Genomic DNA, 18,925 nt, shown 5'->3' on the forward strand with positions numbered 1-18,925 from the left:
TCGCCTTGGATCGCACCCTGGACCTGACCGCGGCGCTCGGCCGGGTCGTCATCGGCTTCCTGCGGTCGATCGGCGCCATCGCGATCTTCGCGGGGGAGGCGATCAGCCACCTGGTGCGGCCGCCCTTCCATGGGCGGCTGTTCCTGAAGCATTTCATCGAGATCGCCTGGTTCAGCCTGCCGGTGGTGGCGCTGACGGCGGTCTTCACCGGCATGGTGCTGGCGTTGCAATCCTATACCGGCTTCTCCCGCTTCAACGCGGAAGGGGCGGTGGCGAATGTGGTGGTGCTGTCCATCACGCGCGAATTGGGGCCGGTGCTGGCGGGGCTGATGGTGGCCGGGCGCATCGGCGCGGCCTTCGCGGCGGAAATCGGCACCATGCGGGTGACGGACCAGATCGACGCGTTGAGCACGCTCTCCACCGACCCGATGAAATACCTGGTCACGCCACGCATCCTGGCGGGGACGCTGGCGCTGCCGCTGCTGGTCATCGTCGCGGACATATTGGGCGTGATGGGGGGCTGGCTGATCGGCACGCAGCAGCTGGGCTTTGCCTCCGGCGCCTATCTGAAATCGACCTTCGATTTCCTGCATATGTCGGATGTGGTCTCGGGCCTCATCAAGGCCGCGGTGTTCGGCTTCATCATCACGCTGATGGGGTGCTGGGCGGGGTATCAGTCCGGCGGTGGCGCGCAGGGCGTGGGGCGGGCGACGACCTCCGCCGTGGTGGCGTCCTCCATCCTGATCTTCGTGACCGACTACATCCTGACCGCGATCCTGTTCGCGAGATGAGCGACACCCCGAAGATCCGCCTGCGCGGGCTGACGAAAGCCTTCGGCCCGAAGGTGGTGCTGGATGGCGTGGACCTGGATATCCGGGCGCGCCATTCGATGGTGATCCTGGGGGGATCGGGGTCCGGGAAATCCGTGACGCTGAAATGCGTCCTCGGCCTCATCAAGCCCGATGCCGGCACCATCGAGATCGATGGCCGCGATGTCGCCACGATGAAGCCGGCGGAGCGGGCGGCGCTGAACGACCGCATCGGCATGCTGTTCCAGAACGGCGCGCTGTTCGACAGCCTGCCGGTCTGGGAGAATGTCTGCTTCAAGCTGCTGGCCCAGCGCCGCATCACGCGCGCCAAGGCGCGGGACAAGGCGGCGGAGGTGCTGGCGCAGGTGGGCCTGGCCGCCAGCGTCGGCGATCTCTCACCGTCCGAGCTTTCGGGCGGCATGCAGAAGCGCGTCGGCCTGGCCCGTGCCATCGCGGCCGAGCCCGACATCATCTTCCTCGACGAACCGACCACGGGGCTCGACCCCATCATGGGCGCGGTGATCGACGGGCTGATCGTTGATTGCGTGGAGAAGCTGGGCGCGACTGCCGTGTCCATCACCCATGACATGGCGAGCGCGCGCCGCATCGGCGACGATGCCGCGATGATCCACAAGGGCCGGATCGTCTGGCGCGGGGCCGCGGCGACGCTGGGGGAGACCGGCAACGCCATGGTGGACCAGTTCGCGCGCGGGGAGCGCGAGGGGCCGATCCAGATGGAGCTGCGGAAGTAGCGGCCAGCGCTTGAACGCGGCACCAGCTGACGCCACTTTCTCCGTCAGTTGGAGGCCGCCATGTCCGCCACGCTGCACCACCCTGCCACGCCGCCCGCCCTGCTCCCGAACTTCGCCAGCGAGGCCGAGCGCGCGCAATTCACCCCCGTGGCGCTCAAGGCGCTGAAGCGGCTGCTGGAGGCCTGGGGGGTGACGGGGCAGGACGCCGCCACGCTGCTTGGCGTTTCCGCCACCACCTGGGACCGCATGCGCGCCGGGCGCTGGGCGGGCACCTTGTCGCAGGACCAGCTGACCCGGGCCTCCGCGCTGATCGGCCTCTACAAGGGGCTGCATTTGCTGTTCGCGGATGGGATGGCGGATCGCTGGCCGGGGCTGCCCAACCGCAACCCGCTATTCGGTGGCCGCACGCCGCTGGTCGCCATGGCGGAGGACGGCATTCCCGGCATGATCGAGGCGCGGCGCCTGGTGGATGCGATGCGCGGCGGGCTGTGATCCCGCCCGTCGCGGGCTTTCCCGTCCGGCTGCAGGCGCTGCCGCGGACCATCCGCCTGGTGACGACGGCCCGGCTGCGGGAGGCGGTGCTGAAGGCGCTGGCCGATACGGCAGAGGAACTCGATCTGCTGGCGCGGCTGGAGGGTGCCACCAGCGCCCGGCTCGGCGCCGCTTCCGGCCGGCTTCCCGGCCTGCCGCCGGAGGATCTGGTCGGCCGCGTGCCGCATGCCGCCTTCGTCAACGCCGCCTTCGCCTATGCGAAGCCGCGGTCGCTCAACCGGTTCAACGGCCCGGCGCGCGGTGCCTGGTATGCGGCGATGGCGCTGGGGACGGCGCTGGCGGAGGTGAGCTTCCACCTGACGAACCATTTGCGGGACACCGGCATCTTCGACGCAACGGTCGAGTATGTGGAGATGCATGCTGCCTTCGCCGGCGCCTTCCTCGATCTGCGGGAGGTCGCGCCGCCGCCGGATTGCCTGCATCCCGAGCCCGCGCGGGGCTACCCCGCGGGTAACGCGCTGGCGGAGGCGGTGATGGCGGCGGGGCATAACGGGATCCTCTATCCCTCTCTGCGCGATCCCGGCGGCATTTGCCTGGTGGCGCTGTGGCCCCATGCCGTGCAGTCCCCAGCGCAGGGCGCGATCTGGCGGCTGCGCTGGGCGGGGAAGCCGGAGCCGGTGGTGGAACAGGTGACGGCGTAGGGGCCCCGCTGAAGACGGTCCAGGGCCGGCGCGGCCCTGGCCGGGGGGGCGGGGGGACGGCGTCCCCCTGCATGCTCGGGTGGGTGCGGGGGGACGGCGTCCCCCTGAATGCTCGGGTGGGTGCGGGGGGAGGCCATCCCTATCCCCCCCTTCAATTCCGTTCCTGTTTCGTGCTAGTCGTGGCGCATGGCCAAACCCGTCACCCGCTTCGTCTGCCAGGCCTGCGGCGCCCCGCACCCGAAATGGCAGGGCCGCTGCGATGCCTGCGGCGAATGGAACACGCTGTCCGAGGAGACCTCCGAGGCCCGCGGCCCCGGCCCGGCGGCCAAGGCCGGGGGTGGGCGGCGCGTTGAATTCGTGGGCCTCAAGGGGCGATCGGCGCCGCCGCAGCGCATTCTCACGGGCATCGCGGAGCTGGACCGGGTGCTGGGCGGCGGCATGGTGCCGGCCTCCGCGGTGCTGGTGGGCGGTGATCCCGGGATCGGGAAGTCCACCATCCTGCTGCAGGCGGCGGCACGCATCGCGAGTTCGGGGCGCCGCGCGCTCTACATCTCGGGCGAGGAGGCGGTGGAGCAGGTGCGGCTGCGCGCGGCGCGGCTCGGGCTCACGGACAGCCCGCTGGGCCTGGCCGCCGCGACCAGCCTTCGGGACATCGTGGCGAGCCTGGAGGGGGAGACGGATGTCGCGCTGGTCATCATCGACTCGATCCAGACGGTTTGGCTGGACGCGCTGGACAGCGCGCCCGGCACGGTCAGCCAGGTGCGGTCCTGCGCGGCGGAGCTGATCCGCCTCGCCAAGGCGCGGGGCTTCGCCATCGTGCTGGTGGGGCATGTGACGAAGGAAGGGACGCTCGCCGGCCCTCGGGTGCTGGAGCACATGGTGGATGCGACGCTCTATTTCGAAGGCGATCGCGGCCACCAGTTCCGTATCCTCCGCGCGGTGAAGAACCGCTACGGCGCGACGGATGAGATCGGCGTCTTCGAGATGACGGAGCGCGGGCTGGTTGAGGTGGCGAACCCGTCGGCCCTGTTCCTGGCGGAGCGGCGGGGCAATGTCTCCGGCAGCGCGGTGTTCGCGGGCATCGAGGGCACGCGGCCGGTGCTGGTGGAGGTGCAGTGCCTGCTGTCGCCTTCGTCGGGAGGGTCGCCAAGGCGGCAGGTGGTGGGGTGGGATAGCGGGCGGCTGGCGATGCTGCTGGCGGTGCTGGAGACGCGCTGCGGGCTCGGCGTCGGCATGAACGACGTCTATCTGAACGTCGCCGGCGGGCTGCGGATCGCGGAGCCGGCGGCGGATCTGGCGGTGGCGGCGGCGCTGGTGAGTGCGGCGACCGACCGGCCGACGGACCCGGGGGCGGTCTATTTCGGGGAGGTCGGGCTGTCCGGCGAGGTGCGGCAGGTCTCCCAGACCGAGAGCCGGATGCGGGAGGCGCAGAAGCTGGGCTTCACCGCGGCCACGCTGCCGCGACGCGTGGCGCGCGGGTCCGCGCCACCGGCGGCGGTGCCGGGGCTGAAGTTGACGGAGACGGGGCACCTGGCCGACCTGGTCGCGATCTTCGCGGCCAAGACGGTGAAGAAGAAGGGGGAGGGGGCTACGGCTTCCCCGGCCCCGGCCCCGACCCCTGCTTCTTCTTCTGCTCCATGACATAGGCGCGCAGCACGGCATTCATCCAGGTCTGGTAGCCGGGGCCGCTGGCGCGGAACCACTCGACGATATCCTCGTCGATGCGGAGCGAGATGAGCTTCTTCGGGCCGGGGCGCACGGGCAAAGCGGTGTCGTGCCAATTGGCGGGCACGTCCTTCCAGTCGGGATCCTTGGCGATGGACTGTTCAAGGTCCGCCTCCGTCATCCCGCGCACACGCGCCCAATCGCTGCGGCTTTCGCCGCGGGCACGCATGGCGTGCAGTTCCTCAGCCGAATAGCGCTTGATGTCTGCGTCGTTCCCCATCGCGTGCCCTCCTCAGGGAGATCACGCGGATCGCGTCGCCGCGTTCCGTGTAGATCAAGGTGACATAGTCGGGACCGATGCGCCCGATGGCGAGGAAGCGGGCCTCGTCATTGCCGGGTGCGGTCGGCTCGATCAGGTGGTCGCCGGCGAAGACCAGGTCGGCGTCAAGGAAGTCCAGGCCATGCTTATGAAGGTTGGACGCGCGCTTTCGCTCGTCCCACTCCAGAGAAGTCGGGTCGATCATACTGTGGCACCCCCGAGCGTGAAGACTGCCGAGCGTTCGTCTGCTCCTGGCTGTCGCACAACTCGTTCCCAAACTCCCCCGTATGGGCATCGTAGCTACACTCGTCGCTACACGCAACTCCTTACATCCCCGAAGACACCACCATGACACCCCGCCCCACCCCCGCTATACCCCCGCCCGATGACCTGGGTTGATGGCGTTGTCCTGGCGGTGATCCTGCTTTCTGCGGGCCTCGCCTATTTCCGCGGGCTCGTGCGCGAAGTTCTGGGCATCGGGGCCTGGGCGGGGGCGGTGATCGCTGCCGTGGTGGCGGAGCCGCATGCAACCCCTTATGCCGCGCAATATGTCCAGCCACCCTGGCTTGCCACCGGCGCCGCCATCGGCGTGGTGTTCCTGGTGGTGCTGGTCGTCCTCAAGATCCTGATCGCCTGGCTGGCGGGCAAGGTGCAGCGATCCGCCCTCGGCGGCGTCGATCGCGCGCTGGGATTGCTGTTCGGCGCGGCGCGGGGTGCTTTCATCGCCGTGATTGCCTATATCGTGGCGGGGCTGCTGCTGCCCTCCACCGACAAATGGCCCGACCCGGTCCGCGAGGCGCGCAGCCTGCCGCTGGCGGCCGACGGCGCTGCCTGGGTGGTCGCGAAACTGCCCGAGGAATTCCGCCCGCGCCTGCCTGAGGGCACGGGCCGCCAGGATCCCAGCATGGACCAGCTGCTCCGCCCCCCCGCGCGCAGCCGGTAGCGAAGGACGCGCATGACCGATCTCTCGACTCAGCTTGGGTCCATCCAGCCTTGGGACATCGGTGACGATGACCACCCGCATGAGGAATGCGGCGTCGTCGGCATCTGGGGCAGCAGCGATGCGGCGGCGCTGACCGCGCTCGGCCTGCATGCCCTGCAGCACCGGGGGCAGGAAGCCGCGGGCATCGTCTCCCTCGCCGGTCAGGGGCAGTTCCACGCCCATAAGGGCCGCGGGCTGGTGGGCGACAATTTCGGCGATGCGCATGTCATCGCGGGCCTGCCCGGCCACGCCGCGCTCGGCCACAACCGCTACGCCACGACCGGCGAGACGGCGCTGCGCAACGTGCAGCCCCTCTATGCCGATTTCGAATTCGGCGGCTTCGCGGTGGCCCACAATGGCAACCTGACGAACGCCCACCAGCTGAAGCGCGCGTTGGTGCGTCGCGGCTGCCTGTTCCAGTCCACCACGGACAGCGAGGTGTTCATCCACCTCATCGCCATCAGCCTCTACACCACCGTGATGGACCGGCTGATCGACGCGCTGAAGCAGGTGCAGGGCGCCTACAGCCTGGTGGCGCTGCATAACGGCGCGCTGATCGGCGCGCGGGACCCGCTCGGCGTGCGGCCGCTGGTGCTCGGCAAGCTCGCCACGGGTGGTTATGTGCTGGCCAGCGAGACCTGTGCCCTCGACATCATCGGCGCCGACATGGTGCGGGATGTGGAGCCGGGCGAGATCGTCATCATCGACGACAGCGGCATGAAGTCCGTCCGCCCCTTCGCGCGGGCCGGGTCGCGCTTCTGCATCTTCGAATACATCTACTTCGCGCGGCCCGACTCGGTTGTCGAAGGCACGCCGGTCTATGATACGCGCAAGCGCATCGGCGCCGAACTGGCCCGCGAATCGGGCGTGGCCGCTGATGTCATCGTGCCCGTGCCGGATAGCGGCGTGCCGGCGGCGATGGGCTATGCGGCGGAAGCCGGCATCCCGTTCGAGCTCGGCATCATCCGCAACCACTATGTCGGCCGCACCTTCATCGAGCCGACGGACCAGATCCGGCACCTCGGCGTGAAGCTGAAGCACAGCGCCAACCGCAGCATGATCGAGGGCAAGCGCGTGGTGCTGGTGGACGATTCCATCGTCCGCGGCACCACCAGCCGGAAGATCGTGGAAATGGTGCGCCAGGCCGGCGCGACGGAGGTGCATATGCGCATCTCCTCACCCCCCACGACGCATTCCTGCTTCTACGGCATCGATACGCCGGAACGCGGCAAGCTGCTGGCGGCGAAGCACGACATCGCGGAGATGGCGCAGATCATCGGCGCGGACAGCCTGGCCTTCATCTCGCTGGACGGGCTGTACCGGGCACTCGGCAAGAAGGGGCGGGATGCGGATGCGCCGGCCTATTGCGATGCGTGCTTCACCGGCGACTACGCGATTCCGCTGACGGATTCGCAGGATAATTCGGAGCGGCCGCTGTCGCTCCTCCAGGCAGCCAACCGCTAGGAAGACCATGTCCCTACCGCTTGAGAATCGCGTCGCGCTCGTCACCGGCGCCTCGCGCGGCATCGGCGCGGCGCTGGCGCTGGAACTCGCGAAGCAGGGCGCGCAGCTCGTCCTCATCGCCCGCACCCAGGGCGGGCTGGAGGAGCTGGACGACCGGATCCGCGCCGCCACCGGCCGGGGCGCGACGCTGCTGCCGCTCGACCTGCAGAAGGACGCCGACAAGCAGCTGGACCTGGTCGGGCCTTCGATCATGGAGCGCTTCGGGCGGCTGGACATCCTGGTCCACAATGCCGGCGCGCTGAACAAGCTGACGCCGGTGGCGCATATCGACCCGAAGGACTGGGCGGAGGTGATGGCGGTGAACCTGACCGCCGCCTGGCGCCTGATCCGCACCTGCGACCCGCCGCTGCGGGCCTCCGACGCCGGGCGCGCCGTTTTCGTCACCACGGGGCGCGTGCTGCGGCCCAAGGCCTATTGGGGGCTGTATGGCGCCGCCAAGGCGGGGATGGAGCACCTGGTGCAGACCTGGGCGCAGGAGGTGGTGCACACGCCGCTGCGCGTGAACCTCGCCGATCCGGGCGTGGTGGCGACGCGGATGCGCGCGACCGCGATGCCGGGGGAGGACCCCGCCAGCATCCCGCAGCCCGCGGATGTGGCGCCGGCGCTGGCGGCGCTGTGCTTTCCGGCGGAGACCCGGCACGGGGCGCGGATCGAGATCGGGTAGCGTCGCAGGGGGGCGCTGCCCCCCTGCACCCCCCGCCAAGGGCCAGCGGGCCCTTGGAACCCAGCAATTGACGATGGTCCAGGGGGGTCTCCCCCCTGGCGGGTGGGGTCCGGGGAGGGCAGCGCCCTCCCTGGAATCACCGCGTGCCCGGCCGCAGGCTCCGTTCCAGCCTTTGCGAATACTGGCTCATCGTGAAGCACAGCAGGAAGTAGACGGCGGCCGCGAAGACATAGGCTTCCGTCGCGAAGCCCAGCCAGTTCGGGTCGCCGAGTGCCGCGCGTAGCGTGGTGAAGAAGTCGAAGACGCCGATGACGACGACCAGCGTCGTGTCCTTGAACAGCCCGATGAAGGTGTTGACCTGGGACGGGATGGTGATGGTCAGCGCCTGCGGCAGGATCACCAGCCGCATCTTCTTCCAGTAGGACAGGCCGAGCGCGTCCGCGGCTTCGTACTGCCCGCGCGGCATGGCCTGCAGGCCGCCGCGAATCACCTCCGCCATGTAGGCCGCGGTGAACAGCGTATAGGCCACCAGCACGCGCGCCAGGCGGTCCAGCGTCACGCCTTCCGGCAGGAACAGCGGCAGCATGATGGCCGCCATGAACAGCAGGCTGATCAGCGGCACGCCGCGCACGCATTCGATGACGGCTGTTGAGAACCAGCGCACCAGGGTCAGGTCGCTGCGGCGGCCCAATGCCAGCAGGATGGCCAGCGGATAGCCCAGCGCCAGGCCATAGACGGCGATGATGCCGGTGATGGTCAGCCCGCCCCAGAGCCGCGTCTGCACGGGTTCCAGCCCCAGCACGCCGCCGCCCATCAGCACCAGCATGGCCGGCGCCGCGACCGCCCAGCCCACCAGCAGCCCGCGCCCCCAGAAGCGCCGCTGGGTGGAGGCCACGACCATGACGATGAGGATCGTCATCATCGTCGCCGGCCGCCAGCGCTGTTCGTAGGGGTAGAGGCCGAAGATGGAGAACCAGAACTTCTCCCGGATGAAGGCCCAGCAGGCGCCGCCGGCTTCCCGGCAGGCATTGGCATTGCCGTTCCAGGTGGCGCGCGTGACCGCCCAATCCCAGAAGGGCGGCACCAGCCACCACAGCAGCGCCAGGCAGACCAGCGTGATGGCGCCGTTCACCGGGCCATCGAAGCAGGCGCGAGCGAAATGCACCGCACGCGCAGCGAAGTTCGGAAGGGCCGGAGCCTCGCGCCCCGGTGCGTCAGCGCCTCGTGCCATGGTTCAGCGCTCCATCAGCGCGACGCGCGCATTGTACCAATTCATCAGGGCGGAGGTGACGAGGCTCATCACCAGGTAGACCGTCATGAAGATGGTGATGACCTCGATCGCCTGGCCGGTCTGGTTGATCGAGGTATTGGCCACCGAGACCAGGTCCGGGTAGCCGATGACGACGGCCAGCGAGGAGTTCTTCGTCAGGTTCAGGTATTGCGACGTCATCGGCGGGATGATGACGCGCAGCGCCTGCGGCAGGATCACCAGGCGCATGATGCGCCCGCCCGGCAGGCCGAGTGCCCGCGCTGCCTCCCACTGCCCGCGATGGACGGATTGGATGCCGCTGCGGACGATCTCCGCCACGAAGGCGGCGGTGTAGATGACGAGGCCGACGAGCAGGGCGAAGAATTCGGGGGAGAGGGCGAGGCCCCCTTCGAAATTGAAGCCGGCCATTTCCGGCCACTCCACCCGCGGCACATAGCCCGCGGCGAAGGACAGCAGGGGAAAGCCCAGCAGCATGGCGAGGCCCGGCAGGATGGTCGGGCGGCGCTGGCCGGTTGCCACCTGGCGCGCGCGTTCCCGCCGCAGCAGCACCCACCAGCCGATCGCGCCGGCGGCGACCGCGGCCAGGAAGGCGTAGAGCGCGGGGTCCGCCATCAGGGCCGGGATCTTGAGGCCGCGCTGGCTGAGGAAGACGCCCGGCAGCGGGTTCAGCGCCTGGCGGACGGAGGGCATCTGCAGCATCACAGCGTGCCAGAACACGAGCTGCAGGACGAGTGGCGTGTTGCGGATGACCTCGATGTAGCCGCCCGTCAGGGAGCGGAGCATCGGGTTGGTGGACAGCCGCGCCAGGCCCAGCACCACGCCGAGCACGGTAGCCAGCAGGCAGCCGACGATGGCGACGCGCAGCGTGTTCAGCAGGCCGACCGTCAGCGCCTGGCGGTAGGTGTCGGCGGGGGTGTAGGGGATCAGGCTCTCGCCGATCGGGATGCCGGCGGATCGGTCGAGGAAGCCGAAGCCGAAGCGCAGCCCGCGCGCGGCCATGTTGGCTTCAGCGTTGGACCACAGCCACATGCCCGTGGCGACGAGCGCGACCAGCAGCGCCGCCTGGATCAGGATGCCGCGGGCGGGGCCGCGAAGGACGGACAGGCTCATGCGGCGCTGATCCCGGAGAGGCAGGGGGGGAAGGGGGCGAGCGGCCCCCTTCCTGGGCGTCACATCAGCGCGCCGGCGGGGCGTAGAGCAGGCCGCCGCGGGTCCAGATGTTGTTCATGCCGCGCTCCAGGCCGAGCGGGGTATTCGTGCCGAGGTGGCGCTCGAACATCTCGCCGTAATTGCCGAAGGTGCGGATGATCTGGCGGGCATAGTCGGCCCGGGCGGCGCCCAGGCTCTCACCCATGTTGCCCTCGACGCCCAGCAGGCGGCGCACGACGGGGTTGGTGGAGGTCGTCGCCATCTGCTCGACATTCGCCTGCGTGATGCCGAGTTCCTCGGCGTCGATCAGGGCGAAGGTCGTCCAGGCGACGATGTTGGTCAGTTCCTCATCGCCCTGGCGGATGGTGACGGCCAGCGGTTCCTTGGACAGGCGTTCCGGCAGGATCACGTGGTCGGCCGGGCGCGTCAGCAGGGTGCGCTGGGCGGCGAGCGCCGCGAAGTCGTTGGTGAAGACGTCGCAGCGGCCGCTGTCATAGGCGCGGCGCAGCTCATCCAAATCCGCGATCACGACCGGCGTGAAGCGGATGTTGTTGGCGCGGAAGAAGTCGGCGAGGTTCAGTTCCGTCGTCGTGCCGGGCTGCACGCAGACCGTGGCGCCGTTCAGCTGCCGCGCGCTGGTCACGTTCAGGCGGCGCGGCACCATGATGGCCTGGCCGTCATAGAAGGTGATGGCGGGCTGGTTGAAGCGGTTGACGTTGCTGTCGCGCGTCAGCGTCCAGGTCGTGTTGTTGGACAGCACGTCCACCTCGCCGGCCGACAGCGCCGGGAAGCGGGACTGCGTCGTGACGGGGACGAATTCGACGCGGTTGGGGTCGCCGAAGATGGTGATGGCGATGGCGCGGCAGACTTCCACGTTGAAGCCTGACCAGCGGCCCTGGCTGTCCGGCACGCCGAAGCCGGGGTTGGACGGCCCCTGCACGCCGCAGCGCAGCGTGTTGCGCTGCTTGATCTGGTCCAGGTCGCGGCCTGCCATGGCCTCCGACACGCCAAACGACACGAACGCCGCCGCGGCGGCGGCGAGCATCGACCACTTCATCTTCTGCTTCCCTGTTACCCCGCGGGACCGTTCCGGCCCTCGCTTCCGGCCCGGGACATGGCTGGAAGTCCATCTAATTGCAAGATTGTAATTCATTGGTTGTTTTTTCGGCATGAAGCCGCATCCTGCCCGCCATGTGGTCAGTGCCGGGCCGGATGCCTTCTGCTGCGAACGCCGCCCGGGAAGGCAGGCCGCGAAAGGCGCCGACAGGGCTGCGGCGCGCTGGTCGGGTCGCCGGGATCAGTCTGGAGGTGAGCGGCTGGGCGCTGCCTGGCGCCGGAACGGGCAGGGCGGGGGCCATGGGAACCACCGCGCCGGCGCAGCGCACAGCGGGGATGAGGAGCCTGGATTGTCGGGGGGGGGGCAGGCTGGTGCCGGCACGCGGATTTGAACCGCGGACCTACTGATTACGAATCAGTTGCTCTACCACTGAGCTATGCCGGCACGCTGCGGCGCGGCCTATAGCGCCCGGCGGGCCGGCGGACAACCCGCCTTGCGCGGGGGACCCTGCCGCTATCGCGCAAAACTGCTAGCCTGCCCCGCAGATGCGCCGCCTCCTGCTCCTCCTAGCCCTGCTGCTTGCCGGCGGCGCTGCCTCCTGGGCCTGGTTGGCACTGCCGCCGCGCGTGGCGATCGCCACCGCCGCCACCGGCACGGCGCTGGAGGCTGTCTATGCCACCGGGGCGGTGGAGCCCGTGCACTGGGCCCGCGTCGGCCCCGCGCTTCGCGGCCGGGTCAGCGCCGTGCTGGCGGAGGAAGGCGCGCGTGTCACGGAAGGCCAGATCCTCGCCCGGCTGGATGACCGCCAGTCCCGCTCCATGGCGGATGAGGCCGAGGCCCGCGCCCGCTTCGCGGCGGAGGATCTGGCCCGCACCCGCACCCTGGTCGCCCGCGACATCGCCGCCCGCGCCACGCTGGAACGCGCCGAACGCGATGCCCGCGCCGCGCGATCCGTGGCGGACGCCGCCATCCAGCGGCTGGATGACTACCTGGTCCGCGCCCCCACCGATGGCGTGGTGCTGCGCCGGGACATGGAGGTGGGAGAGGTGGTGGACACCCCCGCCAGCCTGTTCTGGATCGGGGAGCCCCGGCCGCTGCGCGTGACGGCCGAGGTGGATGAGGAGGACATCGCCCGCATCGCCGTCGGCCAGCGCGTGCTGCTGCGCGCCGATGCCTTCGCGGGACGGGTGCTGACGGCGACGGTCACGCAGATCACCCCGAAGGGCGATACCACCCGCAAGGCCTATCGCGTGCGACTCGCCCTGCCGGACGACACGCCCCTGCTGGTCGGCATGACGGTGGAAGCCAACATCGTGCTGCGGGAGACGCCGGACGCCGTGCTGCTGCCGCCCGCCGCCGTGGTCCTGCCGCCCGCGCCCCGCAACCCCACCGCCACCACGCCGCGCGGCCCCGCCTTCGTCTGGGTGGTGGAGAAGGAGCGCGTGCGGCGGCGGGAGGTCGAGATCGGCGTCCAGGCGCCCCGCAGCGTCGAGATCCGGCGGGGACTCGCGGTGGGGGAGGCGGTGGTGCTGGCGCCGCCGGAGGGGCTGGTGGAGGGCCAGGCCGTCAGGCTGGCGCCGCCTTAATGTTCCTCATGCTCGACATCGCGCGCGGGATGCTGGCGCGCAGGCGGCGGCAGACGCTGGTCTCGGTCAGCGGGGTCGCGCTGGGCGTGGCCTTCTTCATCGCGATCGTGGCGCTGATGCGCGGCTTCCAGACCTATTTCGTCGACCAGATCATCGACGTCGCCCCCCACATCACCATCAAGGACGAAACCCGCATCCCCGCCCCCCAGGCGGCGGAAATCGCCTATTCCGGGGGCGCCATCGTGGTGCGGGGCGTGAAGCCGCGGGATCGCATCCGCGGCATCCGCGCCGCCGGCGACAAGGTGGCGATGCTGGAGGCGATGGACGGCGTCGCCGCCGCCCCCGTCCTGCAGGGCCAGGCGCTGATGCGCTACGGGTCGCGCGATGTCTCCGCCGTGGTGACGGGCATCGACCCCGCGCGCCACATCCGCGTTTCCAACATCGAGAAGGACATGACGGCGGGGCGCCTCGATGACCTGCGCCGCACCGCCAACGGCATCATCATCGGGGAGGGGCTGGGCCAGCGGCTCGGCATCGGGATGGGCGATACGCTGACGGTGATCTCCCCCCAGGGGGTGGTGCTGTCCATGCAGGTGGCGGGGATGTTCCGCACCGGCATCCAGACGGTGGACCAGGGCCATGCCTTCGCGCTGCTGAAGGTGAACCAGGTGCTGCAGGACCGGCCCAACGTCGTGAACCAGATCCTGGTGCGGCTGGCCGATGTGACCCAGGCCGAACCCATGGCGCGCCTGATCGAATCCCGCTTCGGCGACAGGGCCGAGAGTTGGGAGGAGCAGAGCGCCAATGTGCTGACGGTCTTCGTCATCCAGAACGCCATCACCTATTCCGTCACCGGCGCCATCCTGCTGGTGGCCGCCTTCGGCATCTACAACATCATCTCCACCGTGGTGTTCGAGAAGACGCGCGACATCGCCATCCTGAAGTCGCTGGGCTTCACCGAAGGCGACATCCAGCTGCTGTTCCTGGTGCAGGGGCTGGTGGCGGGGCTGCTCGGCGCCATCCTCGGCAGCGTGCTGGGCGGGCTGATGATCGAGGCCCTGGCCCAGATCCGCTTCGCGACATCGACGCCATCCGGCGCCAACGGCTTCATCATGGACCGGGACTGGCGGATCTATGCGGCCGCCTGCTTCTTCGCGCTGATGGCGGCGGGCATCGCCTCCGTCATTCCCGCGCGGCGGGCCAGCAAGCTCGACCCCGTGCAGGTGGTGCGTGGCGCCGCCTGATCCGCCCCTGCTGGAACTCCGCGACGTCACGCGGCAATTGCCGGAAGGGGCGGTGCTGGTGCGGGACGTGAACCTGCTGTTCCGGCGCGGCGAATTCGTGGCCGTCACCGGGCCTTCCGGTTCAGGCAAGTCGTCGCTGCTCTACCTGCTCGGCCTGCTGGACCGGCCGAGTGCCGGCCATGTGCTGCTGGAAGGGCGGGACACCGCGAAGCTGACGACGAATGAACTGGCGGCGCTGCGGCTGGAGAGGCTGGGCTTCGTCTTCCAGTTCCACTTCCTGCTGCCGGAATTCAGCGCGCTGGACAATGTGGAGATCCCGATCCGCCGCCTCGGCCGGCTGAGGGGGGCGGCGGTGCGCGACCGGGCGATGGCGCTGCTCGCGGCGCTCGGCCTGGGCGATGCCGCGCGCAAGCTGCCGGAACAACTCTCGGGCGGCATGCGCCAGCGCGGCGCCATCGCCCGTGCGCTCGCGAATGACCCCGCGCTGATCCTGGCGGATGAGCCGACCGGCAACCTCGATACCGCCAACGCCGCCGCCGTCTTCGACATCTTCGAGAGGCTGGCGCGGGAGGAGGGGCGCACCGTCGTCGTGGTGACGCATGACCCGGATCTGGCGAAGCGCGCGACGCGGCGCATCCATCTGGTGGATGGCCGGATCGTCAGCGATACCGGCTGCAGAACGGGATGACCTGCGTCTGAGGGGGCGAAGAAAACCTCAGGCTGAGGCCAGGAACCGCCCGAAGACTGGCACCGCATCCACCAGATCCTGCGCCCGCGCGCATTCCCGCGGCGTGTGCGCGGTGCTGATGTCGCCCGGCCCCAGGATCACGCAGGGGGCGAGGGCCTGCAATTCGCTGGCATCCGTGCCGTAGGGCGCGGTGCGCGCGGGCTGGTTGGTCAGCGCCACGGCCAGCGCGATCAGCGGGTGGTCCGCCGGCAGTTCGGGCGGGAAGCCTTCATGCTGCTCCGCCAACTCGATCCCGGCCTCGCGCGCGGCCTGGCGCACGGCATGCAGGATGGGCTGGGGATCGACCTTCGCGCTGTAGCGGAATTTGATGAAGGCGCTCGCCTTGGCGACGGTCACGTTCATGGCCGTGCCGTGATTGTCCAGCACCAGGTTGAAGTCGCTGAAGGGCGGATCGTAAGCCTGGTCCTGCAGCGCGGGGTTGGTGCGGAGTTCGTCATGCACCGCCCGCATCGCGGCCAGGAAGGGCAGCAGCTTCCAATTGGCGTTGATGCCCTTGCCCGTGGAGGAGTGCGCCTGAAGCCCGCGCGCCATGGCGGTGAAGGCGATGTGGCTGCGATGGCCGCGCACCGGCACCAGCCCCGTCGGCTCCGCCACCGCGATGCCCTTCAGCCCCAGCGATTTCGCCAGCGCGGATTGCTTCGCGATGATGGCGGCGCCCTGCTTGGTCGTCTCCTCATCCGCCGTGATCAGCAGCGTGGCGCCGACATCGGCGGGGGCGCGCTGGGCCGCGATGATGGCGGCGGCCACCTGGCCCTTCATGTCCACGGAACCGAGGCCGTGGAGGAAGCCCTGGTCATCGATCCGCGGCGTCCAGGGGGCGCTTTCCCAACCCGTGGCGGGCACCGTGTCCATGTGCCCGGACAGCGCATAGCCGCCCTTGGGCCCCTTATGCGCGACCAGCGCCCGCTTCGCGACGCCATTGCCATCGGTGTAGTCCAGGCGCTCGACCTCGAACCCCTGGAGTTCCTGCTCCACCCTTTCGGCGATCGGCAGGTTGGAGAGGGAGGAACGGCTGTCGATCGCGATGAGGTCGGCGGCCAGGCGGAGGACGGGGTCGGTCGTGATCATCTGGGCAGCCTCGCTTGCCGCCGCCCGTCCGGCAAGGGCGCTTGCCGCGCCCTGCCGGGCAAGGGCGCTTGCCGCGCCCTGCCGGGCAAGGGAGAGTGCGGCCATGCAGAGCTATCTCGACCCGCGAAGCGGCCGGACCTGGCCCCTCGACACCCCCCGCTGGTGCGGCGACGGCCAGGCGCCGCTGCTGCTGACGCAACGCCCCGGCCTTTCGAGGGCCGAGATCGAAACCGGCACGCGCAGCATCTGGCGCTACGCGGCGGCGCTCCCCTGGGCGCCCAAGGCGCGGATCAGCATGGGGGAGGGCTGCACGCCGCTGGTGGAACGCGCCCTGCCCGGCGGCACGGCGCTGCTGAAATGCGAATGGTTCATGCCGACGGGGTCGTTCAAGGATCGCGGCGCCTCCGTCATGCTCTCCCTCCTCAAGGACCAGGGCGTGGAGGCGGTGCTGGAGGATTCCTCGGGCAATGGCGGCGCAGCGGTTTCCGCCTATGCCGCCGCCGGGGGCATCGCGGCGACCATCTTCGTGCCCGCCAGCACCAGCCCGGCCAAGACCGTGCAGTCCCGCGCCGCGGGGGCCACCATCGAACTCATCCCCGGCAGCCGCCAGGATTGCGCCGATGCGGCGCTGGCGAAGTCCGCTGAGCTTTTCTACGCCAGCCACAACTGGCAGCCCTTCTTCCTGGAGGGCACGAAGACGCTGGCCTATGAGTTGTGGGAAGACCTCGGCTTCAAGGCGCCGGACAATGTCATCGTCCCCTGCGGTGCCGGATCGAATGTCCTGGGCTGCTGGCTCGGCTTTTCGGAGTTGCTGCGCGCGGGGCAGATCACGAAGCTGCCGCGCATCTTCGCGGCGCAGCCCGCGAATTGCGGCCCCATCGGGCGCGCGGCACTCGGCCTGCCCGAACAGGCCGCGCAGCCCACCATTGCGGAGGGCACGGCCATCGCCCAGCCCATCCGCCTGCCGGAATGCCTGGCGGCCATGCGCGAATCCGGCGGCGGCGCCGTGCTGCTGGAGGAGGCGGAGATCGCCGCGGCGTCGCTCAGCCTCGCCCGCACTGGCATCTATGTGGAACCCACCTGCGCCCAGGCCGCGGCGGCCTATTCGCGCCTGATCGCCGCCGGCACGATCGCTGAGCGTGAGACGACTGTCGTGGTGCTGACGGGCACGGGCCTCAAGGCCACGCCGCGCTACGCCGAATTCCTGGGGGTCTCCATCTGATGACGCTCGATGAACTGCCGACCCCCTGCCTGCTGCTCGACCTGGATGTGCTGAAGCGCAACCTGGCGCGGATGGAAGCCGCCATGGCGCGGCATCCCGGCGTCATGCTGCGCCCCCACCTCAAGACCGCGAAATCGGCGGCGGTGGCGGACCTGGCTGCGCCGGGCAAGGGCGCCATCACCGTGTCGACGCTCGCGGAGGCGCGCTACTTCGCGGAACACGGCTTCCTCGACCAGGTCTATGCCGTCGGCATCGTGCGCGCGAAGCTGGACCAGGTGGCGGCGCTGAACGCGCAGGGCGCCGCGGTGAAGATCATCACCGATGACCTCGACACCGCCCGCGCCATCGCCGCCCATCCCGGTGCGCTGCCGACGCTGATCGAGGTGGATGTGGGCGAAGGCCGCGCCGGCGTTTCGGTGGATGGCACGGCGCTGCTGGCGATTGCCGCGGCGCTCGGCCCGAAGCTTGCCGGCGTGCTCTCCCATTCCGGGCATTCCTATGCCGGGCGCAGCGACGACGCGATGGCGGATATCGCGGAGGTGGAGCGCGCGGGCATCGTCGCCGCCGCGACCCGGCTGCGCGATGCGGGGCACAGGGTCGACATCGTCTCCGCCGGTGCGTCGCCGACGGCGATGCATGCCAGGCACCTCGACGGCGTCACGGAAATGCGGGCGGGCGTCTACATGATGGGCGACCTGCTGCAGGGCCAGATCGGCACGCATCCGCTGGAGGATATCGCGGTGACGGTGCTCGGCAGCGTCATCGGCCGCTATCCGCAGCGCCAGGCGGTGTTGCTGGATGCCGGCGCGCTCGCGCTGTCCAAGGACCGCAGCACGGAAGGTGCACCGCGAGACTGGAAGTTCGGCCGCGTGCTGGACCGCGACGGCAACGCGACGCTCGGCGATGCGCTGGTCACGCGCGTGCACCAGGAACATGGGGAGGTCCGCGCGGCGGAGGGCGAGACCCTGCTGTTGGACCGCCTGCCGGTCGGCGCGCGCGTTCGCGTGGTGCCCAACCATGTCTGCCTGACGGCCGCGGCGCATGACCGCTACCACGTGATGGAGGGCGGCCGCGTGGTCGCCATCTGGTCAAGGATTAACGGCTGGTAAGGCACCGATCGCGCGTGGATTTTTCGAAATGTGACATTTCTTGCGCGCGCCCGAAGACCCCGGCATGGATGCGTCACCGCCACGATGGGTGACGCCCGATACACGCCATGCCAGCCCTTGCCCGCCGCACCGTCCTCGCCACCCCCCTGCTGCTGCTGGCCCTGCCGGCACGGGCGCGCCCCCGCGTGCCGCCCTTCCCTGAATGGGTCGGGCGGACCGCGAAGTTGAACGGGGACAACGGCCAGGCCCGTTTGCTGCTGGAGGCGAGTCGCGGCCAGGGCACAAGGACGGGCACCATCGCCGTCCGCCTGTTCTTCTTCTGCAAGCCGCTGCCCGTGCTGGACTGGACCATCGCGGAGGATGGGCTGACGCTCACCTACCGCCGGCAGAGCGCGATCGCCGCCAGCCGCATCATCCAGGGGACCGCCCGCATCACCGCCGAACCCGGCCTGCTGCAATGGATCGAGGCCGCGGACCACCTGGCGGAGTTCGAGGGGTTCGAGGGCCCCGAAGCCGTCCGCGCCTGCGGATAGCGAAAGCCTCTTCACCGCGTATCAACCAGCC

At 69.9% G+C, this 18,925-nt stretch carries 20 protein-coding genes and 1 tRNA gene; 14 read left to right on the forward strand and 7 right to left on the reverse strand.

The annotated features are described in order from the left end of the window. The first annotated feature begins 5 nt into the window (after positions 1-5). The 5 genes from ACTIE5_RS24675 (at position 6) to radA (ending at position 4,395) form a co-directional block, all read left to right on the forward strand. Complete coding sequence (locus ACTIE5_RS24675) at positions 6-791, forward strand: MlaE family ABC transporter permease (protein ID WP_439552387.1); 786 nt, start codon at positions 6-8, stop codon at positions 789-791. Then, positions 788-1,561, forward strand: a complete 774-nt coding sequence (locus tag ACTIE5_RS24680) for an ABC transporter ATP-binding protein (protein ID WP_439552388.1) — start codon at positions 788-790, stop codon at positions 1,559-1,561. Before ACTIE5_RS24675 ends, ACTIE5_RS24680 begins: the two co-directional genes overlap by 4 nt. A gap of 60 nt (positions 1,562-1,621) precedes the next feature. Further along, complete coding sequence (locus ACTIE5_RS24685; RefSeq protein WP_439552389.1) at positions 1,622-2,053, forward strand: antitoxin Xre-like helix-turn-helix domain-containing protein; 432 nt, start codon at positions 1,622-1,624, stop codon at positions 2,051-2,053. Continuing rightward, a complete protein-coding gene (locus ACTIE5_RS24690) occupies positions 2,050-2,754 on the forward strand; it encodes an RES family NAD+ phosphorylase (RefSeq protein WP_439552390.1) in 705 nt (234 codons plus the stop codon). The genes ACTIE5_RS24685 and ACTIE5_RS24690 overlap by 4 nt, the downstream gene beginning before the upstream one ends. A 186-nt stretch (positions 2,755-2,940) precedes the next feature. Beyond that, positions 2,941-4,395, forward strand: a complete 1,455-nt coding sequence (radA, locus tag ACTIE5_RS24695; RefSeq protein ID WP_439552391.1) for a DNA repair protein RadA — start codon at positions 2,941-2,943, stop codon at positions 4,393-4,395. Here the strand turns inward: radA and ACTIE5_RS24700 are convergent. Together ACTIE5_RS24700 and ACTIE5_RS24705 are read right to left on the reverse strand one after the other, a co-directional pair. Beyond that, entirely contained in the window at positions 4,343-4,699 is a 357-nt protein-coding gene (locus tag ACTIE5_RS24700) for a BrnA antitoxin family protein (protein ID WP_439552392.1), read from the reverse strand. The two genes, radA and ACTIE5_RS24700, sit on opposite strands and share 53 nt — an antisense overlap. Continuing rightward, the gene (locus tag ACTIE5_RS24705; protein WP_439552393.1) at positions 4,662-4,943 is read right to left on the reverse strand and encodes a BrnT family toxin; all 282 of its coding nucleotides are present in this window, start codon (positions 4,941-4,943) and stop codon (positions 4,662-4,664) included. The genes ACTIE5_RS24700 and ACTIE5_RS24705 overlap by 38 nt, the downstream gene beginning before the upstream one ends. 180 nt (positions 4,944-5,123) lie before the next feature. Here ACTIE5_RS24705 and ACTIE5_RS24710 point away from each other — a divergent pair, with 180 nt between their 5' ends. From ACTIE5_RS24710 to ACTIE5_RS24720, 3 genes are read left to right on the forward strand one after another with little or no spacing between them, the layout of a single operon-like run. Further along, a complete protein-coding gene (locus tag ACTIE5_RS24710) occupies positions 5,124-5,681 on the forward strand; it encodes a CvpA family protein (protein WP_439552394.1) in 558 nt (185 codons plus the stop codon). A gap of 12 nt (positions 5,682-5,693) precedes the next feature. Next, on the forward strand, positions 5,694-7,184 hold the full coding sequence (gene purF / locus ACTIE5_RS24715; protein ID WP_439552395.1) for an amidophosphoribosyltransferase: 1,491 nt from the start codon (positions 5,694-5,696) through the stop codon (positions 7,182-7,184). 7 nt (positions 7,185-7,191) lie between these two features. Then, positions 7,192-7,908, forward strand: coding sequence for an SDR family NAD(P)-dependent oxidoreductase (locus ACTIE5_RS24720; protein WP_439552396.1), 717 nt, complete (start codon positions 7,192-7,194; stop codon positions 7,906-7,908). Positions 7,909-8,044: 136 nt separating this feature from the next. On the opposite strand, the gene ACTIE5_RS24725 is transcribed toward ACTIE5_RS24720, so the two are convergent. The 4 genes from ACTIE5_RS24725 to ACTIE5_RS24740 all read right to left on the reverse strand — a co-directional run bounded on the left by ACTIE5_RS24725 (position 8,045) and on the right by ACTIE5_RS24740 (position 11,828). After that, positions 8,045-9,073 (reverse strand): amino acid ABC transporter permease, encoded by a 1,029-nt coding sequence (locus ACTIE5_RS24725; RefSeq protein ID WP_439552397.1) that lies wholly within the window; start codon positions 9,071-9,073, stop codon positions 8,045-8,047. 69 nt (positions 9,074-9,142) lie between these two features. Continuing rightward, complete coding sequence (locus ACTIE5_RS24730; protein ID WP_439552398.1) at positions 9,143-10,288, reverse strand: amino acid ABC transporter permease; 1,146 nt, start codon at positions 10,286-10,288, stop codon at positions 9,143-9,145. 64 nt (positions 10,289-10,352) lie between these two features. Continuing rightward, positions 10,353-11,384: an amino acid ABC transporter substrate-binding protein gene (locus ACTIE5_RS24735; protein ID WP_439552399.1), complete on the reverse strand. Its 1,032-nt coding sequence runs from the start codon at positions 11,382-11,384 to the stop codon at positions 10,353-10,355. A 369-nt stretch (positions 11,385-11,753) separates the two neighbouring features. Beyond that, positions 11,754-11,828, reverse strand: a tRNA-Thr gene (locus tag ACTIE5_RS24740). 101 nt (positions 11,829-11,929) lie between these two features. Here ACTIE5_RS24740 and ACTIE5_RS24745 point away from each other — a divergent pair. From ACTIE5_RS24745 to ACTIE5_RS24755, 3 genes are read left to right on the forward strand one after another with little or no spacing between them, the layout of a single operon-like run. Beyond that, entirely contained in the window at positions 11,930-12,970 is a 1,041-nt protein-coding gene (locus tag ACTIE5_RS24745; RefSeq protein ID WP_439552400.1) for an efflux RND transporter periplasmic adaptor subunit, read from the forward strand. Then, positions 12,970-14,214, forward strand: a complete 1,245-nt coding sequence (locus ACTIE5_RS24750; RefSeq protein ID WP_439552401.1) for an ABC transporter permease — start codon at positions 12,970-12,972, stop codon at positions 14,212-14,214. The genes ACTIE5_RS24745 and ACTIE5_RS24750 overlap by 1 nt, the downstream gene beginning before the upstream one ends. Beyond that, positions 14,201-14,902 carry an ABC transporter ATP-binding protein gene (locus tag ACTIE5_RS24755; protein WP_439552402.1) on the forward strand — a complete coding sequence of 234 codons (702 nt, stop codon included), beginning with the start codon at positions 14,201-14,203 and terminating at the stop codon, positions 14,900-14,902. The genes ACTIE5_RS24750 and ACTIE5_RS24755 overlap by 14 nt, the downstream gene beginning before the upstream one ends. 27 nt (positions 14,903-14,929) lie before the next feature. Here ACTIE5_RS24755 and ACTIE5_RS24760 read toward each other — a convergent pair whose 3' ends face one another. Continuing rightward, positions 14,930-16,030 carry a M20/M25/M40 family metallo-hydrolase gene (locus ACTIE5_RS24760; protein ID WP_439552403.1) on the reverse strand — a complete coding sequence of 367 codons (1,101 nt, stop codon included), beginning with the start codon at positions 16,028-16,030 and terminating at the stop codon, positions 14,930-14,932. 103 nt (positions 16,031-16,133) lie between these two features. Between ACTIE5_RS24760 and ACTIE5_RS24765 the strand changes: the two genes are divergently transcribed. The 3 genes from ACTIE5_RS24765 (at position 16,134) to ACTIE5_RS24775 (ending at position 18,894) form a co-directional block, all read left to right on the forward strand. Continuing rightward, positions 16,134-17,252: a pyridoxal-phosphate dependent enzyme gene (locus tag ACTIE5_RS24765; RefSeq protein WP_439552404.1), complete on the forward strand. Its 1,119-nt coding sequence runs from the start codon at positions 16,134-16,136 to the stop codon at positions 17,250-17,252. Continuing rightward, entirely contained in the window at positions 17,252-18,361 is a 1,110-nt protein-coding gene (locus ACTIE5_RS24770; protein WP_439552405.1) for an alanine racemase, read from the forward strand. The genes ACTIE5_RS24765 and ACTIE5_RS24770 overlap by 1 nt, the downstream gene beginning before the upstream one ends. A gap of 107 nt (positions 18,362-18,468) precedes the next feature. Then, a complete protein-coding gene (locus tag ACTIE5_RS24775; protein ID WP_439552406.1) occupies positions 18,469-18,894 on the forward strand; it encodes a hypothetical protein in 426 nt (141 codons plus the stop codon). Positions 18,895-18,925: the final 31 nt, after the last annotated feature.

Origin of the sequence: Falsiroseomonas sp. (assembly GCF_051859025.1) — a bacterium.
Classification (GTDB): domain Bacteria; phylum Pseudomonadota; class Alphaproteobacteria; order Acetobacterales; family Acetobacteraceae; genus Falsiroseomonas.

Bases quoted from the DNA above. Each gene is read 5' to 3' on its own strand.
- ACTIE5_RS24685 (WP_439552389.1), top strand. From the start codon at position 1,622: ATGTCCGCCACGCTGCACCACCCTGCCACGCCGCCCGCCCTGCTCCCG.
- ACTIE5_RS24700 (WP_439552392.1), bottom strand. From the start codon at position 4,699: ATGGGGAACGACGCAGACATCAAGCGCTATTCGGCTGAGGAACTGCAC.
- ACTIE5_RS24750 (WP_439552401.1), top strand. From the start codon at position 12,970: ATGTTCCTCATGCTCGACATCGCGCGCGGGATGCTGGCGCGCAGGCGG.
- ACTIE5_RS24775 (WP_439552406.1), top strand. From the start codon at position 18,469: ATGCCAGCCCTTGCCCGCCGCACCGTCCTCGCCACCCCCCTGCTGCTG.
- ACTIE5_RS24680 (WP_439552388.1), top strand. From the start codon at position 788: ATGAGCGACACCCCGAAGATCCGCCTGCGCGGGCTGACGAAAGCCTTC.
- radA (WP_439552391.1), top strand. From the start codon at position 2,941: ATGGCCAAACCCGTCACCCGCTTCGTCTGCCAGGCCTGCGGCGCCCCG.
- ACTIE5_RS24720 (WP_439552396.1), top strand. From the start codon at position 7,192: ATGTCCCTACCGCTTGAGAATCGCGTCGCGCTCGTCACCGGCGCCTCG.
- ACTIE5_RS24730 (WP_439552398.1), bottom strand. From the start codon at position 10,288: ATGAGCCTGTCCGTCCTTCGCGGCCCCGCCCGCGGCATCCTGATCCAG.
- ACTIE5_RS24745 (WP_439552400.1), top strand. From the start codon at position 11,930: ATGCGCCGCCTCCTGCTCCTCCTAGCCCTGCTGCTTGCCGGCGGCGCT.
- purF (WP_439552395.1), top strand. From the start codon at position 5,694: ATGACCGATCTCTCGACTCAGCTTGGGTCCATCCAGCCTTGGGACATC.
- ACTIE5_RS24770 (WP_439552405.1), top strand. From the start codon at position 17,252: ATGACGCTCGATGAACTGCCGACCCCCTGCCTGCTGCTCGACCTGGAT.
- ACTIE5_RS24705 (WP_439552393.1), bottom strand. From the start codon at position 4,943: ATGATCGACCCGACTTCTCTGGAGTGGGACGAGCGAAAGCGCGCGTCC.
- ACTIE5_RS24735 (WP_439552399.1), bottom strand. From the start codon at position 11,384: ATGAAGTGGTCGATGCTCGCCGCCGCCGCGGCGGCGTTCGTGTCGTTT.
- ACTIE5_RS24765 (WP_439552404.1), top strand. From the start codon at position 16,134: ATGCAGAGCTATCTCGACCCGCGAAGCGGCCGGACCTGGCCCCTCGAC.
- ACTIE5_RS24760 (WP_439552403.1), bottom strand. From the start codon at position 16,030: ATGATCACGACCGACCCCGTCCTCCGCCTGGCCGCCGACCTCATCGCG.
- ACTIE5_RS24710 (WP_439552394.1), top strand. From the start codon at position 5,124: ATGACCTGGGTTGATGGCGTTGTCCTGGCGGTGATCCTGCTTTCTGCG.